Annotated in this window: 20 protein-coding genes; 12 read left to right on the top strand and 8 right to left on the bottom strand. The window is 74.4% G+C overall.

Features of this window, described 5'->3' with window-relative positions:
- Positions 1-131 precede the first annotated feature (131 nt).
- Positions 132-512, top strand: a complete 381-nt coding sequence (locus ACFI33_RS04345) for a YtxH domain-containing protein (protein ID WP_087114440.1) — start codon at positions 132-134, stop codon at positions 510-512.
- Between the two features lie 63 nt (positions 513-575).
- On the opposite strand, the gene ACFI33_RS04340 is transcribed toward ACFI33_RS04345, so the two are convergent.
- From ACFI33_RS04340 to ACFI33_RS04330, 3 genes are read right to left on the bottom strand one after another with little or no spacing between them, the layout of a single operon-like run.
- The gene (locus ACFI33_RS04340; RefSeq protein ID WP_101963301.1) at positions 576-1,322 is read right to left on the bottom strand and encodes a hypothetical protein; all 747 of its coding nucleotides are present in this window, start codon (positions 1,320-1,322) and stop codon (positions 576-578) included.
- On the bottom strand, positions 1,319-2,029 hold the full coding sequence (locus ACFI33_RS04335) for a Tat (twin-arginine translocation) pathway signal sequence (protein ID WP_233263236.1): 711 nt from the start codon (positions 2,027-2,029) through the stop codon (positions 1,319-1,321). Before ACFI33_RS04335 ends, ACFI33_RS04340 begins: the two co-directional genes overlap by 4 nt.
- A gap of 55 nt (positions 2,030-2,084) precedes the next feature.
- The gene (locus tag ACFI33_RS04330; protein ID WP_101963300.1) at positions 2,085-3,506 is read right to left on the bottom strand and encodes an LLM class flavin-dependent oxidoreductase; all 1,422 of its coding nucleotides are present in this window, start codon (positions 3,504-3,506) and stop codon (positions 2,085-2,087) included.
- Between the two features lie 441 nt (positions 3,507-3,947).
- Here ACFI33_RS04330 and ACFI33_RS04325 point away from each other — a divergent pair, with 441 nt between their 5' ends.
- From ACFI33_RS04325 to ACFI33_RS04315, 3 genes are read left to right on the top strand one after another with little or no spacing between them, the layout of a single operon-like run.
- Positions 3,948-4,796 carry an ABC transporter ATP-binding protein gene (locus ACFI33_RS04325; protein WP_002857678.1) on the top strand — a complete coding sequence of 283 codons (849 nt, stop codon included), beginning with the start codon at positions 3,948-3,950 and terminating at the stop codon, positions 4,794-4,796.
- A complete protein-coding gene (locus ACFI33_RS04320) occupies positions 4,793-5,812 on the top strand; it encodes an aliphatic sulfonate ABC transporter substrate-binding protein (protein WP_127445827.1) in 1,020 nt (339 codons plus the stop codon). Before ACFI33_RS04325 ends, ACFI33_RS04320 begins: the two co-directional genes overlap by 4 nt.
- Positions 5,809-6,675, top strand: coding sequence for an ABC transporter permease (locus tag ACFI33_RS04315; RefSeq protein WP_020621433.1), 867 nt, complete (start codon positions 5,809-5,811; stop codon positions 6,673-6,675). The genes ACFI33_RS04320 and ACFI33_RS04315 overlap by 4 nt, the downstream gene beginning before the upstream one ends.
- A 31-nt stretch (positions 6,676-6,706) precedes the next feature.
- On the opposite strand, the gene ACFI33_RS04310 is transcribed toward ACFI33_RS04315, so the two are convergent.
- Positions 6,707-7,963 carry an acyl-CoA dehydrogenase family protein gene (locus tag ACFI33_RS04310; protein WP_336575263.1) on the bottom strand — a complete coding sequence of 419 codons (1,257 nt, stop codon included), beginning with the start codon at positions 7,961-7,963 and terminating at the stop codon, positions 6,707-6,709.
- Between the two features lie 211 nt (positions 7,964-8,174).
- Between ACFI33_RS04310 and acs the strand changes: the two genes are divergently transcribed.
- The gene (gene acs, locus ACFI33_RS04305; protein ID WP_462623772.1) at positions 8,175-10,379 is read left to right on the top strand and encodes an acetate--CoA ligase; all 2,205 of its coding nucleotides are present in this window, start codon (positions 8,175-8,177) and stop codon (positions 10,377-10,379) included.
- Here acs and ACFI33_RS04300 read toward each other — a convergent pair.
- The 3 genes from ACFI33_RS04300 to ACFI33_RS04290 form a co-directional block, all read right to left on the bottom strand.
- The gene (locus tag ACFI33_RS04300) at positions 10,328-11,617 is read right to left on the bottom strand and encodes a M20 metallopeptidase family protein (protein ID WP_127445907.1); all 1,290 of its coding nucleotides are present in this window, start codon (positions 11,615-11,617) and stop codon (positions 10,328-10,330) included. The genes acs and ACFI33_RS04300 overlap by 52 nt on opposite strands.
- A 51-nt stretch (positions 11,618-11,668) precedes the next feature.
- The gene (locus ACFI33_RS04295; RefSeq protein WP_036336726.1) at positions 11,669-12,466 is read right to left on the bottom strand and encodes a hypothetical protein; all 798 of its coding nucleotides are present in this window, start codon (positions 12,464-12,466) and stop codon (positions 11,669-11,671) included.
- Between the two features lie 138 nt (positions 12,467-12,604).
- Complete coding sequence (locus ACFI33_RS04290; protein WP_049147887.1) at positions 12,605-13,483, bottom strand: siderophore-interacting protein; 879 nt, start codon at positions 13,481-13,483, stop codon at positions 12,605-12,607.
- A 201-nt stretch (positions 13,484-13,684) separates the two neighbouring features.
- Here ACFI33_RS04290 and ACFI33_RS04285 point away from each other — a divergent pair, with 201 nt between their 5' ends.
- The 7 genes from ACFI33_RS04285 (at position 13,685) to hutG (ending at position 20,304) form a co-directional block, all read left to right on the top strand.
- A complete protein-coding gene (locus tag ACFI33_RS04285; RefSeq protein ID WP_049147888.1) occupies positions 13,685-14,569 on the top strand; it encodes an EamA family transporter in 885 nt (294 codons plus the stop codon).
- Positions 14,570-14,578: 9 nt separating this feature from the next.
- A complete protein-coding gene (locus ACFI33_RS04280; protein ID WP_089529284.1) occupies positions 14,579-15,385 on the top strand; it encodes a DUF1648 domain-containing protein in 807 nt (268 codons plus the stop codon).
- 8 nt (positions 15,386-15,393) lie between these two features.
- Entirely contained in the window at positions 15,394-15,930 is a 537-nt protein-coding gene (locus ACFI33_RS04275; protein WP_127445996.1) for a metallophosphoesterase family protein, read from the top strand.
- A gap of 206 nt (positions 15,931-16,136) precedes the next feature.
- On the top strand, positions 16,137-17,069 hold the full coding sequence (locus ACFI33_RS04270; protein WP_049147891.1) for a hypothetical protein: 933 nt from the start codon (positions 16,137-16,139) through the stop codon (positions 17,067-17,069).
- A 224-nt stretch (positions 17,070-17,293) separates the two neighbouring features.
- Positions 17,294-18,664, top strand: coding sequence for an O-acetylhomoserine aminocarboxypropyltransferase/cysteine synthase family protein (locus ACFI33_RS04265; protein WP_041104445.1), 1,371 nt, complete (start codon positions 17,294-17,296; stop codon positions 18,662-18,664).
- A gap of 3 nt (positions 18,665-18,667) precedes the next feature.
- Entirely contained in the window at positions 18,668-19,183 is a 516-nt protein-coding gene (locus ACFI33_RS04260; protein ID WP_230277943.1) for a CoA-binding protein, read from the top strand.
- 74 nt (positions 19,184-19,257) lie between these two features.
- A complete protein-coding gene (gene hutG, locus ACFI33_RS04255) occupies positions 19,258-20,304 on the top strand; it encodes a formimidoylglutamase (protein WP_036315803.1) in 1,047 nt (348 codons plus the stop codon).
- Positions 20,305-20,435: 131 nt separating this feature from the next.
- On the opposite strand, the gene ACFI33_RS04250 is transcribed toward hutG, so the two are convergent.
- A partial coding sequence (locus ACFI33_RS04250) for a hypothetical protein (protein WP_462623771.1) occupies positions 20,436-20,694 on the bottom strand: 259 nt, incomplete at its 5' end.

Genomic DNA, 20,694 nt, shown 5'->3' with positions numbered 1-20,694 from the left:
GGCAGCCGTGCGCCTCAACCGTTGACGCGGCGGGCTCCGGTGACAAGAGTGATCCCAGGACAGCGCGCCAGCGCGCCGCCCGGCCCGTCCAAGCGGGTCGGCGCGGTCCCGACACACGAAGGAGACCACCCATGCGCCTCATCACCCTGGGCCTCGGCGCCGCACTCGGCTACCTGCTCGGCTCCGCCGAGGGCCGCAAGAACCTCGAGAAGATGACCCAGAACGCCCAGAAGCTCTGGAACGACCCCAAGACCCAGGAGAAGGTCGGCCAGGTCCAGGAGACCGCCCAGCAGAAGTTCGCTGAGGTGAAGAACTCCGATCCGGTGCAGAAGGCCACGGCGAAGGTGGAGGATGCCATGCAGGGCAACGACAAGAACAACGACGTCCGCGACGACCGCGTGACCGAGTCCAACAACGACAACGTCACCTCGGCGGTCCGCCACGGTGCCGAGCCGGACACCGTCTCGGACCCGTCCACCCCGCTGGGTGACGAGGGCCCGCAGACGCGCTGACCCGCTCAGACACGGCGGCCCGCCTCCCCGAGGGGAGGCGGGCCGCCGTCGTCGTGAGCCGGGTCAGCCGTCCTGCGTCAGGACCTCATCGGCCGGCGGGGCCTGCACCGGATCCACCTCGCCCATCTCGGAGAGGGTCACCACGGCCTTCGTGCCGGCGGACTCGGTCTCCACGGTGAGCAGGCGGCCGTCCTCCTTGGACACCGTGAACGCGGTCAGCTCCACGCCCTCCTGCGGGCCCGAGACGGGCTTGTCCAGCACGTAGCGGATCGCGTCCTGACCGCTGCGGCGGATGCCGTCCGCGTCCGCCTCGACGTCGTCCAGGCCGCCCGACTCCGGCAGGGAGCCCAGGAGCGAGCTCACCATCGCGCCCATGCCGGTGGCGCTGGGATCGCCCTCGTACGGGGTGGCGGTCCAGCGCTCCACATAGGCGGGATGGTCCTCGCCGCTCGCGCCGACGCGCTCCACCGTGAACCGGGAGTACGCGGTGCCGTCCACGATCCGGGACTCGTCCCGGGTGATCAGACCGTCGTCCTTGTACACGGACACGTACCGCATGGACGAGCCGTCCACGGGGCCGGAGATGTCCACCGAGTCCGGGACCGCGCGCCCGTTGCTCGGGGCCTCGGACCGCAGCTCGGTGACCATGCGGACGGAGTCGGCCTCCTCGAGCTGGGTGCGGGCGCGGTCCCAGGCGCCGGGGGCGTCGTCGCCCGAGGCGCAGCCGGTCAGCAGCAGGGCGGCCGCCCCGACGGCGGCGAGGGACAGGCCGCGGCGGGTGCGGCGGGTCTGGGTCTGGCGCTGCCTCACTCGGCCACCTCCTCCGGCGCCTCGGCCGGCTCGATCTGGTTCCAGTCGCTCAGGGCGTACTGCTGGGTGGCCCGGCCGTCGTCGACGGTGAGCGCGACCAGCTCGCCGTCGTCGTCCACCGTGAAGGAGTGCACCCGGGTGGCGTCGCCCTCGGCCATCGCCGCGTCGGCGACCTCCTCGGGCACGGCATAGCGGTAGGCCGTGCCGCCGTCCCAGTCGACCTCCTCGGCGCGCACCTCGGCGCCGTCGAGGGCGTCCGCCGCGGGGAAGCCCACCTGGTCGAGGAGGGACTTCAGGGGCGGCTCCTGCCCCTCGCCGGCCGGGACACGGCGCCACTGCGGGTCGGAGTACATCATCTGGACGTCGTCCGGGACGTCGGACCCGTCCACGTCGACCCGGACGAACACGTCCTCGCCGACCTGGCGGGACTCCATGGTGATGTGCGAGTCCCGGCCGACCTGCATGACGCCCTTCGACTCGGCGTCGCCGCCGTCGAGCCGGCCGGCGATGTCCCAGCGGACCGACTGCGGGCCCTGACGGCCGGTGGTGTAGGCGGTCTCGAGTCGGACGGTCTCGGCCTCGTCCAACTGGGTGCGGGCCTGATGCCAGGCCTCCCCCGCCGACTGCGGCTCGGATGCGCACCCGGCCAGGGCCAGGGCGCCCACGACGCCGAGCCCGGCCGCGCGGACGGCATGTCTGCGCTGCATGTTCTCCTCCTGGGGCTGCCGACCGGGGCGGGATGCCGCGGCCACTGGCGTCACCCTACCGGCGGCGCAGGGCGAAGGATGCGCCATGGTGGTTCTGCGGCAGGTGGTCGCCGCGCCCGAAGAGCTTGTGGCGCAGCGTGCCGTCCGTATACGCGGTCTTGTAGCGACCGAGCTTCTGCAGCTCCGGGACCACGAACTCCACGATGTCCTCGAAGGTGCCCGGGGTGATGTGGTAGGCGAGGTTGAAGCCGTCCACGTCGGTCTCGTCGGCCCACTCGACGAGCTGGCGGGCCGCGGACTCGCCGCCGCCCACGATCACGGGGCCGAAGCCGCCGATGCCCACCCACTCGGCGAGCTTGCGCACGGTCCACTCCTCGTCCGTTCCGGAGGCCTTCTGGAAGGTCTCCACGGCGGACTGGATGGCGTTCGACTTCACGTCCCCGATCGGCTCGTCCAGGTCGTACTGGGACAGGTCGATGCCCATCCAGCCGGACATGAGCACGAGGCCGCCCAGCGGGTCCACATACTGCGCCAGGTCGTCGTACTTGGCCCGCGCGTCCTCGTCGGTGGCCCCGGTGACGATCGTCTGCATCGCGAAGATCTTCACGTCGTACGGGTCACGGCCGGCGTCCACCAGGGCCTGGCGGATCCTCTTCACGGTGGCGGCCGCCAGCTCCTTCGTGGGGGAGTTGATGAACACGGCCTCGGCGTGCTTGCCGGCGAAGGCGCGGCCGCGCGTCGAGGCGCCGGCCTGGTAGATCACGGGGGTGCGCTGCACGGACGGCTCGGTGACGGCGTGGCCGGGGACCTTGAACCACGTGCCCTCGTGGGCGATGTCGTGGACCTTGGCCGGGTCCGCGAACACGCCGGACTCCTTGTCGTAGACGACGGCGTCGTCCTCCCACGAGCCCTCGAGGAGCTTGTAGACGACGTCGAGGTACTCGTCGGCGTGCTCGTAGCGCTCGTCGTGCTCCATCTGGTCGTCCTGGCCCATGTTCTGGGCGGCGGAGGGCAGGTAGCCGGTGACCACGTTCCAGCCCACGCGGCCGCCCGTGAGGTGGTCGAGCGTGGCGAGGCGGCGGGCGAACGGGTAGGGGTGCTCGTAGGCGGTGCCGGCGGTGACGCCGAAGCCGAGGTGCTCGGTGACCGCGGCCATCGCGGAGACGAGCAGGAACGGGTCGTTCACGGGGGTCTGCGCGCCGGTCCTGATGGCGGCCTCGGAGGTGCCGCCGTACACGGAGTACGGGCCGAGGACGTCGGCGATGAACAGGCCGTCGAACAGGCCCTTCTCCAGCGTCTGCGCCAGGTGCGTCCAGTAGCCGAGGGTGTTGTAGTCGCGGGCGTGGTCGTCGGGGTGACGCCAGAGACCCGGGGACTGGTGGGCGACGCAGTTCATGTCGAATGCGTTGAAGAGGATCTCGCGGTGCTCGTCCGGGCGGGTGGGTGCTCCGGCCCCGGCGTTCTCGGCGGTGCTCATGGGTCTCCTTTCCAGGGCCGCCCGGTCGCAGGGGCACGGCCGGGCGGGCGACGGTTCCGCACCATGCAACGCCGACGCGGCCGGCGGTGGAAGCCGGTCCGGCCCAGGGGTTCATGACGGCCCCGCCGGGCCCGGCCATGCGTCCGGCGCCCGGTTCGTGACATGCCCTGACGTGACGGAGGACACGTCCGCGGGTGGCGGCCCCGTTGCGGCCCGGCGGCACCCCAGCGCTGAGCCAGAGAAATCTGCTGCCTCCACCCTGCGGCGACGACCGAAACGTCTGGCTCGGCGCTGGCCCCGGCGCCCCCGGTGTGACGCCCGTGCGGCCCTCCGGCGCCGGCGGCGGGGCAGACTCGCAGCCGACCGGGCCCGCGGTGGTCTGCTGGCATCCGTGTCCGTCCGGCGCCGACACCGACGACGCAGCGACGATGGGAGCCCTCCATGAGCGTGCACGCGCCTTCCCGTGCCACCGCCTCCACCCCGGTCCGGGACGAGGACCGCCACAGCCTCGACGTCGTCTTCCGCGGCGTCGGGCGCACGTTCCCCACCGCGGACGGACCACGCGTCGTCCTGCGCGACGTGGACCTGACCGTGGCGCCCGGTGAGGTGCTCGCCGTGATCGGCGCCTCCGGCTGCGGCAAGTCCACGCTGCTGCGCGCCGTGGCCGGCCTGGACCCGGACTTCGACGGGGAGCTGCTGATCGACGGCTCGCCCGTGCGCCCCTACGACGAGCGCACCGCCGTCGGCTTCCAGGAGCCGCGCCTGCTGCCCTGGCGCACCCTGCGCCGCAACGTGGAGCTCGGCCTGCCCCGGGGGCTGGACCGCGCCGCGGGCCGGGACCGCGTGCAGGAGCTGCTCGAGCTCGTGGGCCTCGCGCCCTTCGCGGAGCACCGCCCCCGGGAGGTCTCCGGCGGCATGGCCCAGCGGGCCTCGCTCGCCCGCGCCCTGGCGCGCCGCCCCGGCGTGCTGCTGCTCGATGAGCCCTTCGGCGCCCTCGACGCCCTGACCCGTCTGAAGATGCAGGACCTGCTGCTGGACGTGCACGCCGCCACCGGCACCACCGCCCTGCTCATCACCCATGACGTGGAGGAGGCCCTGCAGCTCGCCGACCGCGTGCTGCTGCTCTCCCGTGACGTCCCGGTACCCGACGGCGTGGCCCGCCCCGGAGCGACCGTGGGGCGGATCGTGGACGTGCCGGGGGCCCGCCCCCGCGACCGCGCGGACACCCGCCTGGCCCGGCTGCGCTCCGAGCTCCTCGAGGGCCTCGGCGTCGAGAGCCACGCCCGATGAGCGGCGCCGGCTCCGCCCGCCTGACCCGTCGCACGGCGCTCAGCCTGCTGGCCGCGTCCCTGCCCCTGGGCCTGAGCGGATGCGTCCTGCAGGGTGAGGCGGGGGCCGGGCCGGTGAACGGCCCGGACACGCTGAGCATCGACTACGCCACCTACAACCCGCTCTCCCTCGTGATCCGCCACCAGGGATGGCTGGAGGAGACGCTCGCGCCCCGCGGCGTCCGGGTGAACTGGGTGTTCTCCGCCGGCTCCAACAAGGCCAACGAGCTCCTGCGCTCGAACTCCGTGGACATCGGCTCGACGGCCGGTTCCGCCGCGCTGCTGAACCGGGCCAACGGGGCCCCCACGCGCATCGTGGGCATCGCCTCGCGACCGGAGTGGTCCGCGCTCATGGTCCCGCCCGGCTCGGACATCACGGACGTCACCCAGCTCGCGGGCCGCACGGTGGCCGCCACGCGCGGGACGGATCCCTACTTCTTCGCCGTGCAGGCGCTCGAGGCCGCCGGGGTGGACCCGGCCGACGTCGAGATCCAGAACCTGCAGCACGCCGACGGCCGCGCCGCCCTCGCCGGCGGATCGGTGGCCGCGTGGTCCGGGCTCGACCCCATCATGGCGAAGGCCGAGGCCGAGGGCGCCCGCTTCCTGTACCGCGATCTCGCCCTGAACACGTTCTCCGTCCTCAACGCCACGGAGTCCTTCCTCGAGGAGGACCCGGAGACCGCCCAGACCGTCCTGGACACGTACGAACGCGCCCGCGCCTGGGCGCTCGAGCACCCGGACGAGACCATCGGGATCCTGGCCGAGGCCGCGAAGATCTCTCCCGACGTCGCCCGCACCGTGATCCTCGAACGCACCAATGCGGACGTCAGCCTCGTGCCGGGCCAGGAGCTGCTCGACGCCCTGACGGGGGTCGGACGGATCCTGGTCGACACCGGGTCCGTCGACTACCAGCACCAGGTGGACGCCGCGCTGGCGAGCATCCTGGACACCCGTTTCGCCGAGGAGGCCATCCGATGAGCACCGCCCTGACCACCCCCGCCGCGACGACGGGCCCCGAGGCGCGCGAGCGGTCGGGTCACGACGACGGCGACACAGGGGCGCGCCGACGGCAGCGGCCCCGGGTGCTGGACCGGCCCGGCGCCCGGGCGGTGGTGGGGCTGGCCGCGCCCGCTGTCCTCCTGGTGCTGTGGTGGGCGGTGACGGCCGCCGGGCTGCTCTCCGCGGTGCAGCTGCCCTCCCCCGGCGCGGTGCTGAGCGCCGGCGTCAACCTGCTGGAGCGGGGCGACCTGTGGCTGCACGTGGGGATCTCCACCCAGCGCGTGCTGCTGGGCTTCCTGCTCGGCGCCGCACTCGGGCTGGCCGTGGGGTCCGCGCTCGGGCTGTCCCGGTGGGCGGACGCGCTGTTCGCCCCGCTGATCGGGGCGCTGCGCGCGGTGCCCTCGCTGGCCTGGGTGCCGCTGCTGATCCTGTGGATGCAGATCGGCGAGGAGTCCAAGGTCACCCTCATCGCGATCGGCGCGTTCTTCCCGGTGTTCACCACCGTCTACGCCGCCCTGCGCCATGTGGACCCGCACCTGGTGGAGGCCGGTCGGGCCTTCGGCTACCACGGGCTGTCCCTGCTGCGGACGGTGCAGCTGCCCGCCGTGGTGCCGGCCGTGTTCTCCGGCCTGCGGCTGGCCCTGGCCCAGGCCTGGCTGTTCCTGGTGGCCGCGGAGCTGATCGCCTCCTCGATGGGCCTGGGCTTCCTGCTCACCGACTCGCAGAACAACGGACGCACGGACCGCCTGATCCTGGCGATCATCCTGCTCGCCGTGCTCGGCAAGCTCACCGACTGGCTGCTCGGCCTGCTGGAGCGCCGGGCCCTGCGCCGCTGGGCCTGAGCCCGGCACGTCCGGCCGCCCGGTCGTCGGGTCAGTCCCCCTCGGGGACCTCGCCGGCCGACGTGTAGGCGGTCGGCGGGGTGCCGTTCACGAGCCAGTCGCCGGCCATGCGCACCTTGAACGCCGCCGGGTCGTGGGTGGCGAGGGTGCGGGCGTTGCGCCAGTGCCGGTCGAGCCGCAGCGTGGCCGACGTCGCCGACGCGCCGAGCGTGTCGAAGATGCGGGTGCACACCTCGAGGACGGCCTCCGGCACCACGGCCTGGGCCCGGTACGCGGCCGCCATCGCCTCGGCGGACGCCGCCACGACGTCGGCCTCCGCCGGGCCGGCCCCGTCGGCGCCGTCCTCCCCCTCGTCGAGCAGACGCCCGACCTCGCGCACCATCAGCTCGGCCGCGGCCTGCCGCCCGGCCAGCTGCCCCATGATCTCGAGGAGCTGCGGGTCGTCCTTGGGCAGCGCGGCCGTGCCGGTGTTGAAGGTGCGGCGCCGCTGCCGCAGCAGCTGCGTGCCCTCCGTGAGCGCCGCCCGGCCGATCCCGGCCTGCAGCGCCAGCAGGGTCGCCTCCATGAGCACGGGCACCGGTCCGTCCTGCCGCGGCACCTCGAGCAGCTCCTCGGCCGCGGCGTCGTCGAGCACCACGGACCCGGTGGCGGTCAGGCGCTGGCCGAACCCGTCCCAGTCGTCCTTGATGCCCACGCGCGGCTGACGCACGCGCACGACGGCGACGGCCCGGTCCGGCTCGCGGACCGCGCCCCCGGCCCGCTTGGAGTTCCGGCGGGAGACGAGGTCCGCCCCCTCGATGCCCACGGTCGCGGCGGTCCACGTGGCGAACGCCGAGCCGGTCGCGTAGTACTTCTGCCCCCGCACGACCCAGGTGCCGCCCTCGTCCCGGCTGGCCAGGGTGGCGGCACGGCCCGGCGCCGCCCCGCCGGCGCGTTCGGCCAGGGCGGAGCCAGCCCAGTCCCCGTCGACGATGTGCCGCAGCCACCGCTCCCGACGGGCGGGCGCCTGGTCCATGGCCGTGGCGATGAACACGAGGTGGGAGCGCCAGACATGCGCGGTGTTCACATCCCGGGCGGCCAGGTCCATGAGCAGGCGCAGCACGGTCTCGCTGCCGCCGCCCTCGCCGCCCGCGTCCTCAGGGACGCCGACCTTGCCGAACCCGGCGGCCTGCAGCTCCCCGAGGGCGGCGAACGGCAGGTGCCGGCCCGCCTCGCGGGCCCGCTCGCCGTGGGCGACGGAGTCGAAGGCGTCGGCGTACCGGGCGGCGAGGGTGGCGTAGGTGGTCATGGCCCTACTCTGACACGCGCGGGCAGCCAGGCGGCCGGGGCGTCACGGCCGTGGGACGGGATCCACACCGGCCGCCGTCGCCGTGGCCCGCGCCGGGCGCCCGCGGGGGTCCGGCGGGCCGAGCATGACCGCCGGTGACGACGGCGGGCGGGGCGCCGTCGTCGTCGTCCCTAGCCTGGTCGGACCCGCCGACCAGGAGGAACCACCGCCCATGACGCCCACCGAGGACCCCGCCCGCCCCGACCCGGCCGAGGAGGGCGCCTCCGGGGCTGTCCGCGGCCCGAACGACGGCGTGCCCGCCGCGGCCCTCGCGACGCTGCCCGGCCCCCTCCCGCAGGCGCTCGTCGACGCCGCAGACCCGGACGTCCACCCCGGCCGCCCGGCGGACCGGCTGCACGGCGGGCGCGGCGACGGCCGCCCGGTGGCCGAGTCGGACCGGCTCGCGTTCTGGGAGGCGGCCGGCCGACGTCTGAGCTGGGAGCGGCCCTTCACCCGGACGCGCTCCCTCACCGCCCCGGACCCGGCCGCCGAGCGCGGCCCGGAGATCCGCTGGTACGAGGACGGCACCCTGAACGTGGCCGTGAACTGCGTGGACCGGCACGTGGCGGCGGGGCGCGGGGAGAAGGTCGCCCTGTACTTCGAGGGCGAGCCCGGCGACCGCCGCGCCGTCACCTACGCGCAGCTGCAGCGCGAGGTCGCCCAGGCCGCGAACGCCCTCGAGGAGCTGGGCATCGGGGCGGGCGACCGCGTCGTCGTGTACCTGCCCGTGCTCGTGGAGACGATCGTCATCACGCTGGCGTGCGCGCGGATCGGGGCCGTGCACTCGCTCGTGTTCGGCGGGTTCTCGGCGGAGGCGCTGCGGTTCCGCGTCGAGGACACGGGCGCGAAGCTGCTCGTCACCACCGACGGCCAGTTCCGCCGCGGCGCCGCCGTCCCCGTGAAGGCCAACGCGGACGAGGCCGTGTCCGGGGACAACGTGATCGAGCACGTCCTCGTCCTGGACCGCACGGGCCACCGGGACATCCCGTGGACCGAGGGCCGGGACCTGTGGTGGCACGACGTCGTGGACCGCCAGCCGGACACCCACACCCCGCGCGCCTTCGATGCGGAGCACCCGCTGTTCATCATGTACACCTCCGGCACCACGGGACAGCCCAAGGGGCTCGTGCACACCTCCGGCGGGTACCTCGCCGCGGCCTCGTGGACGCACGACTTCCTGTTCTCCCACCCGGACCCGGCACGGCGCGACGACGACGTCCACTGGTGCACCGCGGACCTGGCCTGGGTCACCGCGCACACCTACGAGATCTACGGTCCGCTCTCGAACGGGGTCACGCAGGTGATCTACGAGGGCGTGCCGAACGCCCCGCACCCGGGCCGGCACTTCGAGGTGATCGAGCGCTACCGGGTGACGAGCTACTACACGGCGCCCACCCTGATCCGCTCGCTCAAGGGCTGGCATCCGGAGGGGATCCCGGCGCACGCGGACGGCGGCCCGGACCTGTCCTCGATCCGCCTGATCGGCACCGTGGGCGAGTCCGTGAACCCGGAGGCCTGGACGTGGGCCCGGACCCAGATCGGCCGGGACACCCCGGACCTGCCGATGGTGGACACGTGGTGGCAGTCCGAGACGGGCGCCACCGTGCTCTCCCCCCGCCCCACGGACACGGCCTTCAAGCCGGGCTGCGGCTCCCGGCCCCTGCCGGGGGTGGACGTGGCCGTGGTCGACGACGACGGCGCCCCCACGCCCGAGGGCCTGCAGGGCCGGATCGTGGTCACCCGCACCTCGCCGTCGATGGCGCGGACCGTGTGGCGGAACCCGGCCCGCTACTTCCACTCGTACTGGGAGGACTACGCGGACCAGGGCGAGGCGGGCTGGTTCCTCGCCGGCGACGGCGCCAAGCGGGACGAGGACGGCGACGTCTGGATCCTCGGGCGCGTGGACGACGTCATCAACATCTCCGGGCACCGGCTGAGCACCATCGAGATCGAGTCCGCCCTCGTGGCGCACCCGGAGGTGATCGAGGCGGGGGTGTGCCCCGTGCCGCACGAGACCACCGGGCACGCCGCCGTCGCCTTCGTCGTGGCGCACGAGGGCTGGCTGGCCGGAGACGACGGCCCCGGCGCCTCCGCCGCCGACCGCGCCGAGGAGCTGCGGCGGCATGTGGGGCGGGTGATCGGGCCGGTGGCCAAGCCCGCCGAGGTGGTCTTCGTCCCCGACGTGCCCAAGACCCGCTCGGGCAAGATCATGCGGCGGCTGCTGACGCAGCTGCACCAGGGCACCGCGCTCGGGGACACCACGAGCCTGCAGAACGAGCCGTGCGTCGGGCAGATCGCCGAGGTGCTCCGGGCCGGCCGCCGCGCTCAGGACGCCGGCACCGGCGCCGTCCGCAGCGCCAGCTCGGCCAGCACCTGAGCGGCCCGCGGCACCACGGCGTCGTCGAACACGGCCTGCGGGGAGTGGTTGACCGGCGCCCCGTCCGGGTCCACGCCCTCCGGGACCGCCCCGAGCAGGACGTAGGCGCCGGGCACCCGCTGGAGGACCTCGGAGAAGTCCTCGCTGCCGGGCTCGGGCTCGGACAGCTCCCGGTACGCCTCGACCCCGTACAGGTCCTCCACGGTCCGGCGGACGAAGGCCACCGCGTCCGGGTCGTTGGCCGTCACCGGGAACGCGCAGTCCGTCCGGACCTGTGCGCTCATGCCGTGCGCCGCGGCGATCCCGTGCACCATGCGCTCCACGGCCGAGAGCAGCCGGGCTCGGGCGGGCGCGGAGAAGGTACGCAGGGTGAGGGCGAGGGTGGCGCTGTCCGGGATGATGTTGGCCGCCGTGCCCGCGCTCAGGTGCCCGACGGTCGCGACCACCGGGTCGAAGGCGTCGAACTGCCGGGTGACCACGGACTGCAGCGCCAGCACCATCTCGGCGGCCACGGGCACCGGATCCTGGGCCAGGTGCGGCACGGAGCCGTGCCCGCCTCGACCGTGCACCGTCACCACCAGGTCGTCGCAGCCGGCCTGGATCGCCCCCGGGCGGCTGAGCAGGACGCCGCGCAGGTAGGTGCCCGAGGAGACATGGATCGCGTAGGCGACGTCCACCGGTCGCCCGGCCGCCTCCAGCAGCCCCTCCTGGATCATGTGCTGGGCGCCGCCGCCGGTCTCCTCCCCGGGCTGGAACATGGCCACCACGTCGGCGGTGAGCTCCCCGCGACGGCGCACCAGCCAAGCCAGGGCGCCGTAGAGGCCGGCGGTGTGCAGGTCGTGGCCGCAGGCGTGCATGGTGCCCGGCACGGAGGGGGCGTACTCCAGCCCGGTCTCCTCCGTGACGGGCAGGGCGTCCATGTCCCCCCGCAGCAGCACGACCGGCCGCCGGGCCCCCTCCGGCAGCGGGGCCCCGCCGCGCAGCACCACGACGACGGAACTCAGCGCCCGGCCCACGCTCGTCTCCAGCGCGGGGCGGCCGGTGGCGGCATCCTCCCCCGCCTCGGCGCGCAGGGCCTCGAGCCGCTCGAGGACGGCGGCCTGGGTGCGGGGCAGGTGCAGGTCCAGCTCCGGATGTCCGTGGAGGAGGCGGCGGAAGGCGATCGCCTCCCGGGCGATGTCCTCCGGCAGGCCCGGGGCGAGGGCGTTCGCGGGCGGGGTGGGGGCGGTGCGGTCCATGAGGACATCATGCCGTGGCGCCCCGCCGGCCCACCCGGATCGCGCAGCGGGTCAGCCGGCCAGCTCCTGCAGCTCGGCCAGGTCGAAGACGTCCTCCGAGGCGGGGGCCTCGGGCGCCTCGACCGCGTTCCACTCGGTGAAGGTGGCATTCGCGTCCACGTCCTCGTCCTCCGAGTTCACGTCCTCGAGACGGTAGAGGGTCGTGCTCTCCGGGTCGATCAGCATCGTCCGGCCGAACTCGTGGTGCTCCTCGGGCAGCGCGTACTTGAGGTACTTCCTGCCCTCGAGCTCCACCTCCTCGGCCTTCAGGTCCTTGCCGTCGAAGGCGTCCGCGGCGGGCATGTCCTCTTCGAGGTCGGACATGATCTCCTCCAGTGAGATGTCCATCTGCGCGGCCTGCTCGGCGTTCGTCTTGATCCAGCGGTCGCCCACGAGGGTGGAGAACATGCCCATCTCCGGGGGCAGGTCGTCACCGTCGGCCTTGAGCTTGAAGAACACGTCGGCGTCCCGGCGCAGGACCTCGATGGCCATGGTGGCCGCCCCCATGTCCACGTTCATGGTGCCCCGGAGGTGGGAGTCGTCGGTGGCGCCGGCGAGGTCCACGTTCGCGGACTGGATGGCGTCCGTGCCCAGGGAGGCGGAGGGCGACGCCGAGGCCGACGCGTCGTCCTTGTCCTCCTCCTTGTCGGCGGCGGTGCCCTCCATCTTCAGGCGCAGGCTCTCGGCATCCACGACCTTCTGGCGGACCTCGGGCCAGCTCTCCTCCAGCGTCGGGTCGGAGGCGCAGCCGGTGAGCAGCAGACCGGAGGCGGCGAGCATGCCGACGGCGAGGCGTGCGGGCGTCTTCATGGGGACTCCTTCACAGAGGTGCGGACGTGCCGGCGGCCGGGGACCGCCGGACGATGTCGCGTCGACCCTCTCACGTCACCCCTGGCCCGTCATGCCCTGAGGGACGCCGGAACTTCTACTGTGCCGACCCTGTGCGGGTCAGCCGCCGGTGGTGCCGTCCTCGAAGATCTGCCCCGCCGGGGTCTGCTTCTCCGCCTGGAACACGTCCTCGGCGCGGCCGTAGGCCCAGTACGCGCTCACCGACAGCTGCCGCCGGTCCACGCCGCGCACGTCCGTGAGGTACGCCCGGACGCGCTTGACCTGCTCCCGCTCGCCGTGCACGAACGCGTGCACCCGCCCCTCCCGCCACGCCGCGTCCTCGACGGCGGCGGCGAACCGCGTCGTCTCCGGGGTGAAGGGGCCGCCGCGGTGCAGCCAGCGCACCTCGACGCCGGCCGGCGCGGTCAGGGGCACCTCGTCCCGGGCGTCGGTCACCTCGATCAGCGCGAGACCGGCCGCCGCGGCGTCCGTGGCGGCGAGGTCCTCGAGGGCGGCGGCGATCGCCGGCAGCGCGGACTCATCGCCGGCGAGCAGGTGCCAGTCAGCGGTGGGGTCGGGTCGGTAGGCGCCGCCGGGGCCCAGGAACGCGACCTGCTGCCCCACCGGCTCGGACGCCGCCCACGCCCCGGCCAGGCCGCCGTCGCGTCCGGGGGCGGCGCCGTCGTCGGACGCGCCGTGGACCACGAAGTCGACGTCCATGGTGCGGGCGGCCGCGTCCATGCGGCGCACCGTGTAGGTGCGGCGGACCGGCAGCTGCTCCGGGGCGAGGCGCTCGCGGAGGGCGTCCAGGTCGTACGGGGGCTCGAGGCCGAGCGCGGGGTCGGCGAAGAGCAGCTTCACGTACTGGTCCGTGGCGCCCTTCTCCGCCCAGCGGGCGTGGACGGCGTCGAACTGCTCGCCGCCGAGGGTCAGGCGCACGAGGTGCGGGGTGAGCCGGCGGGCGGCCACCACGGTGAGGACGGTCTGGGGCCGGGCCATGCGGGCCTCCTGGGATCGGGGCGGGGTCTGCGCGGGCGCGCGTCCCCCACTTTCCCACGACGAGGCGGATTAGCGCACGTCAGCGTGTTGTTTTCCGCGGCCTCGGGGTCAGCGGAACCGGGCCCCCCGGTGGTCCTCGGGCAGCAGCGCTCCCGCGCCGGCCGGGGCCGGGGTGGCGCGGCGCGCCCCTAGGCTGTGGGCGTGCGTCTCGTCCTGCTCGTCCTGCTCTCGCTGCTGAGCCAGCAGCTCGGCGCGTCCGTGGCGGGCCTGCTGTTCGACGACGTCGGCGCGTCCGCCATGGTCGCCCTGCGCGTGGTGTTCTCCGCGGCCGTGCTGCTGCTCGTCACCCGGCCGAGCCGCGCCGCCCTCGCCGGCCTGGGCCCCCGGGGGTGGGCCGCCGTCGTCGGGCTGGGCGCGGCCATGACCGGCATGAACCTGGCCATCTACGAGGCGTTCGCGCGGATCCCGCAGGGCGTGGCCGTGACGTTCGAGGTGCTCGGGCCGCTGGCGCTGTCCGTGGCGGCGCGGCCGTCGTGGCGATCGGCGGCGTGGGCGGCCCTCGCGCTCGCCGGGATCGGGGTGCTCGGCCGGGAGGGGTTCAGCGCGGACGGCGGGATCGGCGGGGCGGGGCTGGACCCGGTGGGGGTGGCGCTCGCGCTGGCCGCGGCGGCGTGCTGGGCGGGGTACATCCTGCTCTCGCGGCGCGCGGGGACCCACCTGCCGGGGGTGCAGGGGCTGGCCCTGGCGACGGCGGCCGGGTCCCTCGTGGCGCTGCCGGTCGGCGTCGCGACGGCGGGGGCGGCCCTGCTCTCCCCCGTGGTGCTGGGCGTGGGGCTGGCCGTGGCGTTGCTGTCCACAGCGGTGCCGTACGGGATCGACCTGCAGGTGCTGCGCCGCATGCCGACCGCGCTGTTCTCCCTGCTGACGTGCCTCTCGCCGATCGCAGCGGCGCTGACCGCGTGGGCCGTGCGCGGGCAGGAGCTCACCCCGCTGGACCTGGCGGGGATGCTGCTGGTGATCGCGGCGTGCGCGGCCGCCGTCTGGACGAGCCGGTCACCGGGTGTGGCGGGCGGGGGCCGCGGCTAGCCTGGGTCGATGCCCCACCCGCCCCGTCCCACTCCCGACGACGTCCCCGCCGCCGAGCGCGCCGCCCTGCGCCGTGGCCGGCTGCGTCCGTGGCTGCCGTTCCTGCTCGCGGCCGCACTGTGCCTGGCGCTGCTGGGGTGGGCCCTCGTCGCCCTGCCGGGCCTGCCGGAGCGGGTGCCCACGCACTGGGGCGTCGACGGGCGGCCGGATGCGTGGGAGGACGCCTCGTTCGGCACGGTGGCGACGGGGCCGCTGATCGGCCTCGGCGTGACGGGGTTCCTGGCCCTGGTCTCCGCGATGGTCACCGTCCTCGTCCCCACGGATCCGGGGCTGTCCCCGTGGCGGCGCGTGCGCCAGGCGGGGGTGCACCGCGGGGTCCAGGAGTGCCTCGGGTGGTCGTGCGTGCTCATCGTGCTGGTGCTGGCCCCGACAACGGCCGAGGTGCTCGCCGCCGGGGCGTGGACGATGCCGTGGTGGATCCTGCCCCTCACGCTGACCGTGCTCATGGTGGGCGTCTTCCCGGCGATGCGGGCCAGCACGCGGCGGTGGACGCGTTGGTCGGACCGCGTCGCGGCGGAGCTCGGGTACCGGCCCACGGCCGCGGAACGCGCCGAGGACGAGGTGTGGACGCCCCTGGGGCTCAAGCGCGACCCCGACGACCCGGCCGTCTTCCCCACCAAGCGCCCCGGCTACGGCGTGGGCGTGACGGTCAACCTCGCCACCCCGGCGGGCCGGTGGCTGGTGCGCGGATTCGTGGTCGTGGTCATCGTCGGCCTGCCGCTGGCGCTCTGGCTCGGCGCGTTCGCGGCGCGGTGAGGCGGACCGTGCCCGACGACGTCGCCGTCCGCCTGCTCCTGATCGCCGACACCCACATCCCGCGGCGTGCCCGTGCCCTGCCCGCGCAGGTGTGGGCCGAGGTGGCGCGGGCCGACGTCGTGCTCCACGCCGGCGACTGGGTGACCGAGGACGTGCTCGACGACCTCGACGCGCGGGCCGCCCGGTTGGTGGGCGTGTGGGGCAACAACGACGGGCCGAAGCTGCGGGCGCGGCTGCCCGAGGTGGCGCGCGTGGAGCTCGGCGGGGTGCGGATCGCGATGGTCCACGAGACGGGCCCGGCGGCCGGCCGCGAGCGCCGCATGGCCGCGGCGTTCCCGGACGCGGACGTGCTGGTCTTCGGGCACAGCCACATCCCGTGGGACACCGTGGCCGGTCCGGAGACCGCGAACCCGGGCCTGCGGCTGCTGAACCCCGGCTCCTGCACGGACCGGCGACGGCAGCCGGTGTGCACGCTCATGCGCGCGGCGGTGCGGGACGGGCGGCTCGAGGACGTGGAGCTGGTGCCGGTCGACCGCACGCCGTGACCGACGGGCCGCCCGCTCCCCGCAACGCGGGTTGAGTTATCACCGGTCCAGGCGGCCTGCACCCGTGATAACTCAACCCGCGTCGCAAAGGGGCCACCGTGTCCGGCGGGCCGGCTGCTCCTGCACAGCCACCACGACGACGGCGGCCCTCCCCAGGGCGCGTCGGTCCGGTCCGTCGCAGGGCCCGGGGGCGGCAGGCTCACCCCATGACCGCGCGCACGCCCCTGCCGTCCACCCTCGCCGCGGGCGCCTTCACGACGGCCGAGCTGCACGCCGCCGGCCTGCCGTGGCGCCGCACCCTCGCGGCAGACCTCGCCCGGATCTGCCGCGGCGTGCACACCGCGGGCATCCCCGACCCGTGCGCCCCGGACGGCGCGGCCGCGCTGGTCCGCCTCACGGGCGGGGTGGTCTCCCACGTCTCTGCCGCCCTCTGGCACGGACTGCCGCTGCCGCCCCGCCTCGCGCGGCCCGCCGGACTGCACCTGACCTTCGACCGCTCCGCGCGCACGCACCGGACCGACCTGGACGGCGTCGTCAGCCACCGGGTGCGGCTGCCCTCCGACCACGTGCTCGAGCTTCCCGACGGCCAGCGCGTCACGACGGCGGCGCGCACCTGGTTCGACCTCGCCGGGATGCTCCGCCCCCACGAGGTGGACTGGCTCATCGCGGACGGCGACCACCTGGTGCGTCCGCCGTGGACGCCGACGGGCCGGGCGGACCCCGTGGCCACCGTGTCCGAGCTGTCGGAGGTGCTCGCCCGCTGCCGTGGCCGGCCGGGTGTCCGTCTCGCACGTGCCGCGCTGGCGGAGGTGCGCGTCGGGGCCGACTCCCCGCCCGAGACCTTCCTCCGGCTCGCGCTGATCCGGGCCGGGCTGCCGGAGCCGGAGCTGCAGGTCGCCGTCGACCCGGCCGACCCGGCCTCGCCCGTCGTGGACCTCGGGTACCGGGGGGCGCGCCTGGCCCTCCAGTACGACGGCGCCGGCCACCGCACGGCTCAGCAGCAGGCGAGGGACGCCCGTCGGGACGCGTACTGCCTCGAACGGGAATGGACGACCCTGCGCTGCACCTGGGAGGACCAGCGCGCTGGGTTCGGGCGGATCGTGGGGCTGGTCCGGCGTCGGCTCGCCCGCACGCGCTGATCCGCCCCCGCCCGTCCAACGCGGGTTGAGTTGTCATGGGTCCCGTCCAACGCGGGTTGAGTTGTCACGGGTCCAGGCCCGCGTAACCGGTGATAACTCAACCCGCGTTGCATGCCACCGGCCGGCGCCGCGTGACGCTCTGCGACGTGCCCACCCTGCCCCCGGCGCACCTCGCCCGGGACAATGGGAGGGACTGTCCCGAAGCCTCCATCGAAAGGACCCCCGTGGCTGACCACGAGTTCGGCTTCCGCACCCAGGCGCTGCACGCGGGCGCCGTCCCGGACGCCGTCCACGGCTCCCGCGCGGTGCCGATCCACCAGACCAGCTCCTTCGTGTTCGAGTCCGCCGAAGACGCCGCCAACCTCTTCGCGCTGCAGAAGTACGGCAACATCTACTCGCGGATCGGCAACCCCACGGTCGCCGCGTTCGAGGAGCGGGTCGCCACGCTCGAGGGCGGGATCGGGGCCGTCGCGACGGCGTCCGGCATGGCCGCCGAGTTCGTCACCTTCGCGGCCCTCGCCGGGGCCGGCGACCACATCGTGGCGTCCTCCAAGCTGTACGGCGGCACGATCACCCAGCTGGACGTCTCCCTGCGCCGGTTCGGCGTCGAGACCACGTTCGTGGACTCCGCCGAGGCCGCGGACTTCGAGGCCGCCCTCCAGCCCAACACCAAGACCGTCTACACGGAGATCGTCGCCAACCCCTCCGGTGACGTCGTGGACCTGCCGGGCCTGGCCGACGTCGCCCACCGGCACGGCGTGCCGCTCGTCGTGGACGCGACCCTCACCCCGCCCTACCTGATCCGGCCGATCGAACACGGCGCGGACATCGTCATCCATTCGGCCACGAAGTTCCTCGGCGGGCAGGGCACCACGCTCGGCGGCGTCGTGGTGGAGTCCGGCCGCTTCCCGTGGGACAACGGCAAGTTCCCGTCCATGACCGAGCCCGTGCCCTCGTACGGCGGCGTCTCCTGGTGGGGCAACTTCGGCGAGTACGGTTTCCTCACCAAGCTCCGCTCGGAGCAGCTGCGCGACTTCGGCCCGTCGCTGGCCCCGCAGTCGGCGTTCCAGCTGCTGCTCGGCGTCGAGACGCTGGCCCCGCGCATGGACGCCCACCTGGCGAATGCGCAGGCCGTGGCGCAGTGGCTGGACGAGGACCCGCGCGTCTCCTGGGTCCGCTACGCCGGCCTGCCCGACCACCCGCACCACGCCCGCGCGCAGCAGCTGCTGCCCCGGGGCGTCGGCTCGGTGTTCAGCTTCGGCGTGGCCCCGGCAGCCACGGACACCGACGACGGCGCCTCCGGCCCGGAGGCCGGGCGCGCGACGGCGTCGCGCTTCATCTCCGCGCTGCAGCTGGCCTCCCACCTGGCCAACATCGGCGACGCGAAGACGCTGGTGCTGCACCCCGCCACGACGACCCATCAGCAGCTCACCGCCGAGCAGCTCGTGGCCGCGGGCATCCCGGCGGACCTCATCCGCATCTCGGTGGGCATCGAGGACCTCGAGGACATCCTCTGGGACCTGGACCAGGCCCTGACCGAGGCCACCGGCCGCGCCCGCGACGGCGCCGTCGTCCCCGCAGAGCAGGAGGCCTGAGCCATGAGCACCACCCACCCCGAGCGCACCTGGACCGGCCCCGGCGCCCCCGAGCGCCTGGCGATCCTGCGGCGCACCCGGTCGATCGCGATCGTCGGCGCCTCGGACAAGCCGGCCCGTGCGTCGTACTTCGTGGCCACGTACCTGCTGAGCTCGACCACGTACGACGTCTACTTCGTGAATCCCGTGCTCGCCGCGGCCGGCAAGGAGATCCTCGGCCACCGCGTGTACGCCTCGCTGGACGACCTGCCCGTCATCCCGGACCTCGTGGAGGTGTTCCGCAAGTCCTCCGACGCCCCCGAGGTGGTCGCGGACGCCGCCCGCGTGGGCGCCCGGACCGTGTGGCTGCAGCTGGGCATCTGGAACGAGGACGCCGCGCGTCAGGCCGAGGCCGCGGGCCTGGAGGTCGTGATGGACCGCTGCGTGAAGATCGAGCACGCCCGCTTCCACGGCGGGCTCAACCTCGCCGGCTTCGTCACCGGCGTGATCAGCTCGCGGCGCCAGGAACTGGACCGCTAGGCGGGCGACGCCCCGTGTCGGGCGTCGTCCGGCCGTCGTTGCGCACCCGCCCGTCGATGGCGTGGGATGGTCCCATGACCTCCGAGCTCCCCTCCTCGTCCCTCTCCCCCGCCTGGACCGGCCGCACCGACGGTGACACCCCCGAGCACCTGCGCTGGCACCAGGTCGTCCGCCCCGCCGACGGCCGCGGCGAGCCCACGACGCCGCAGCGCGACCCCGGCGCCGGCGCTCCGACGTCGGGCGCGCGGTCCACGGCGCTCATCGGCTTCGCCTCGGACGAGGGCGTGCGCCGGAACCACGGCCGCGTGGGAGCCGAGGACGGCCCGGAGGCGCTGCGCGGTGCGCTCGCCTCGCTCGCGTACCTCGAGGGCACGGGCGCGCTCGTGGACGCGGGCGACGTGTCCGTGGACCGCGGCGACGACGACGCCCCGGGCGAACTCGAGGCGGGCCAGGCCGAGCTGGGCACAGTGGTCAGCGGGCTGCTGAACGCCCACGACCTGGCCGTGGTGCTCGGCGGCGGACACGAGACCGCCTACGCCTCGATCACGGGCCTGACCGGCTCCACGCGCGTGGCTGCTGGCACCCGCGTGGGCATCCTCAACCTGGACGCGCACTTCGACCTGCGCGAGGCGCCGCGGCCCAGCTCCGGCACCCCGTTCCTGCAGGCGCTGCGGGACGCCGAGGGGGCGGAGCATCAGCTCTCCTACGCGGTGGTGGGCATCAGCGAGGCCAACAACACCCGGGCCCTGTTCGACACCGCGCGCGAACGCGGGGTCACGTGGGTGACCGACGAGCAGGCCCAGACCGCCGACGTCACCGGCGTGCGCCGCTGGGTGCGCTCCTTCATCAACGCCGTGGACGTGCTCTACCTGACGATCGACCTGGATGTGCTGCCGGCCGCCGTCGCCCCAGGGGTGAGCGCACCGGCCGGCTTCGGCGTGCCGTACGAGGTGATCCACGCGTGCGCGCTGGAGGCCACCCAGTCCGGGAAGCTGGCCCTGGCCGACGTCGTGGAGCTCAACCCCGCCCTGGACGTGGACGGCCGCACGGCGAAGGCCGCGGCCCGGCTGATCCACACGATCGTCAGCCGTCACCGGACGGACGCGTCGCTGCTGGCCTGAGCGGGCCGGGGTCCATTCGGGCGCGGGGGCCGCACCGCGAGGGCCGCGGTGCGGCTGATCCACACGATCGTCGGCCGCCACCGCCGCTGAGGTAGCGAGGTGCGTTGAGGGTCACTCAGCCTCTGTGATGATCAGAAAGCAGACTCTGCATCTTCCAGAGCTTCTTTAAGAACCTCCACGCCTGATTTTGGCTGAGCCGGGCACACCTCCGGCCTCGGGCAGAGCACAGAGATGAGCATCCAGATCGCCAAACGAATCTGCCCAGTCGGATTGATCCCCTCCACGGCTCCCGCTGCAATCTTCTTTGTCGCTGCGATTGCCAAGGCGACGACCGGTCGAGGAAGACCTGCCGTGGCGAGGGCTGTCCTGATGCGAGCGGCTGCTTCATCG

The sequence above is a fragment of the Micrococcus sp. PSi08 genome (assembly GCF_054960655.1).
This window is presented reverse-complemented; position numbering and strand designations above follow the sequence as displayed.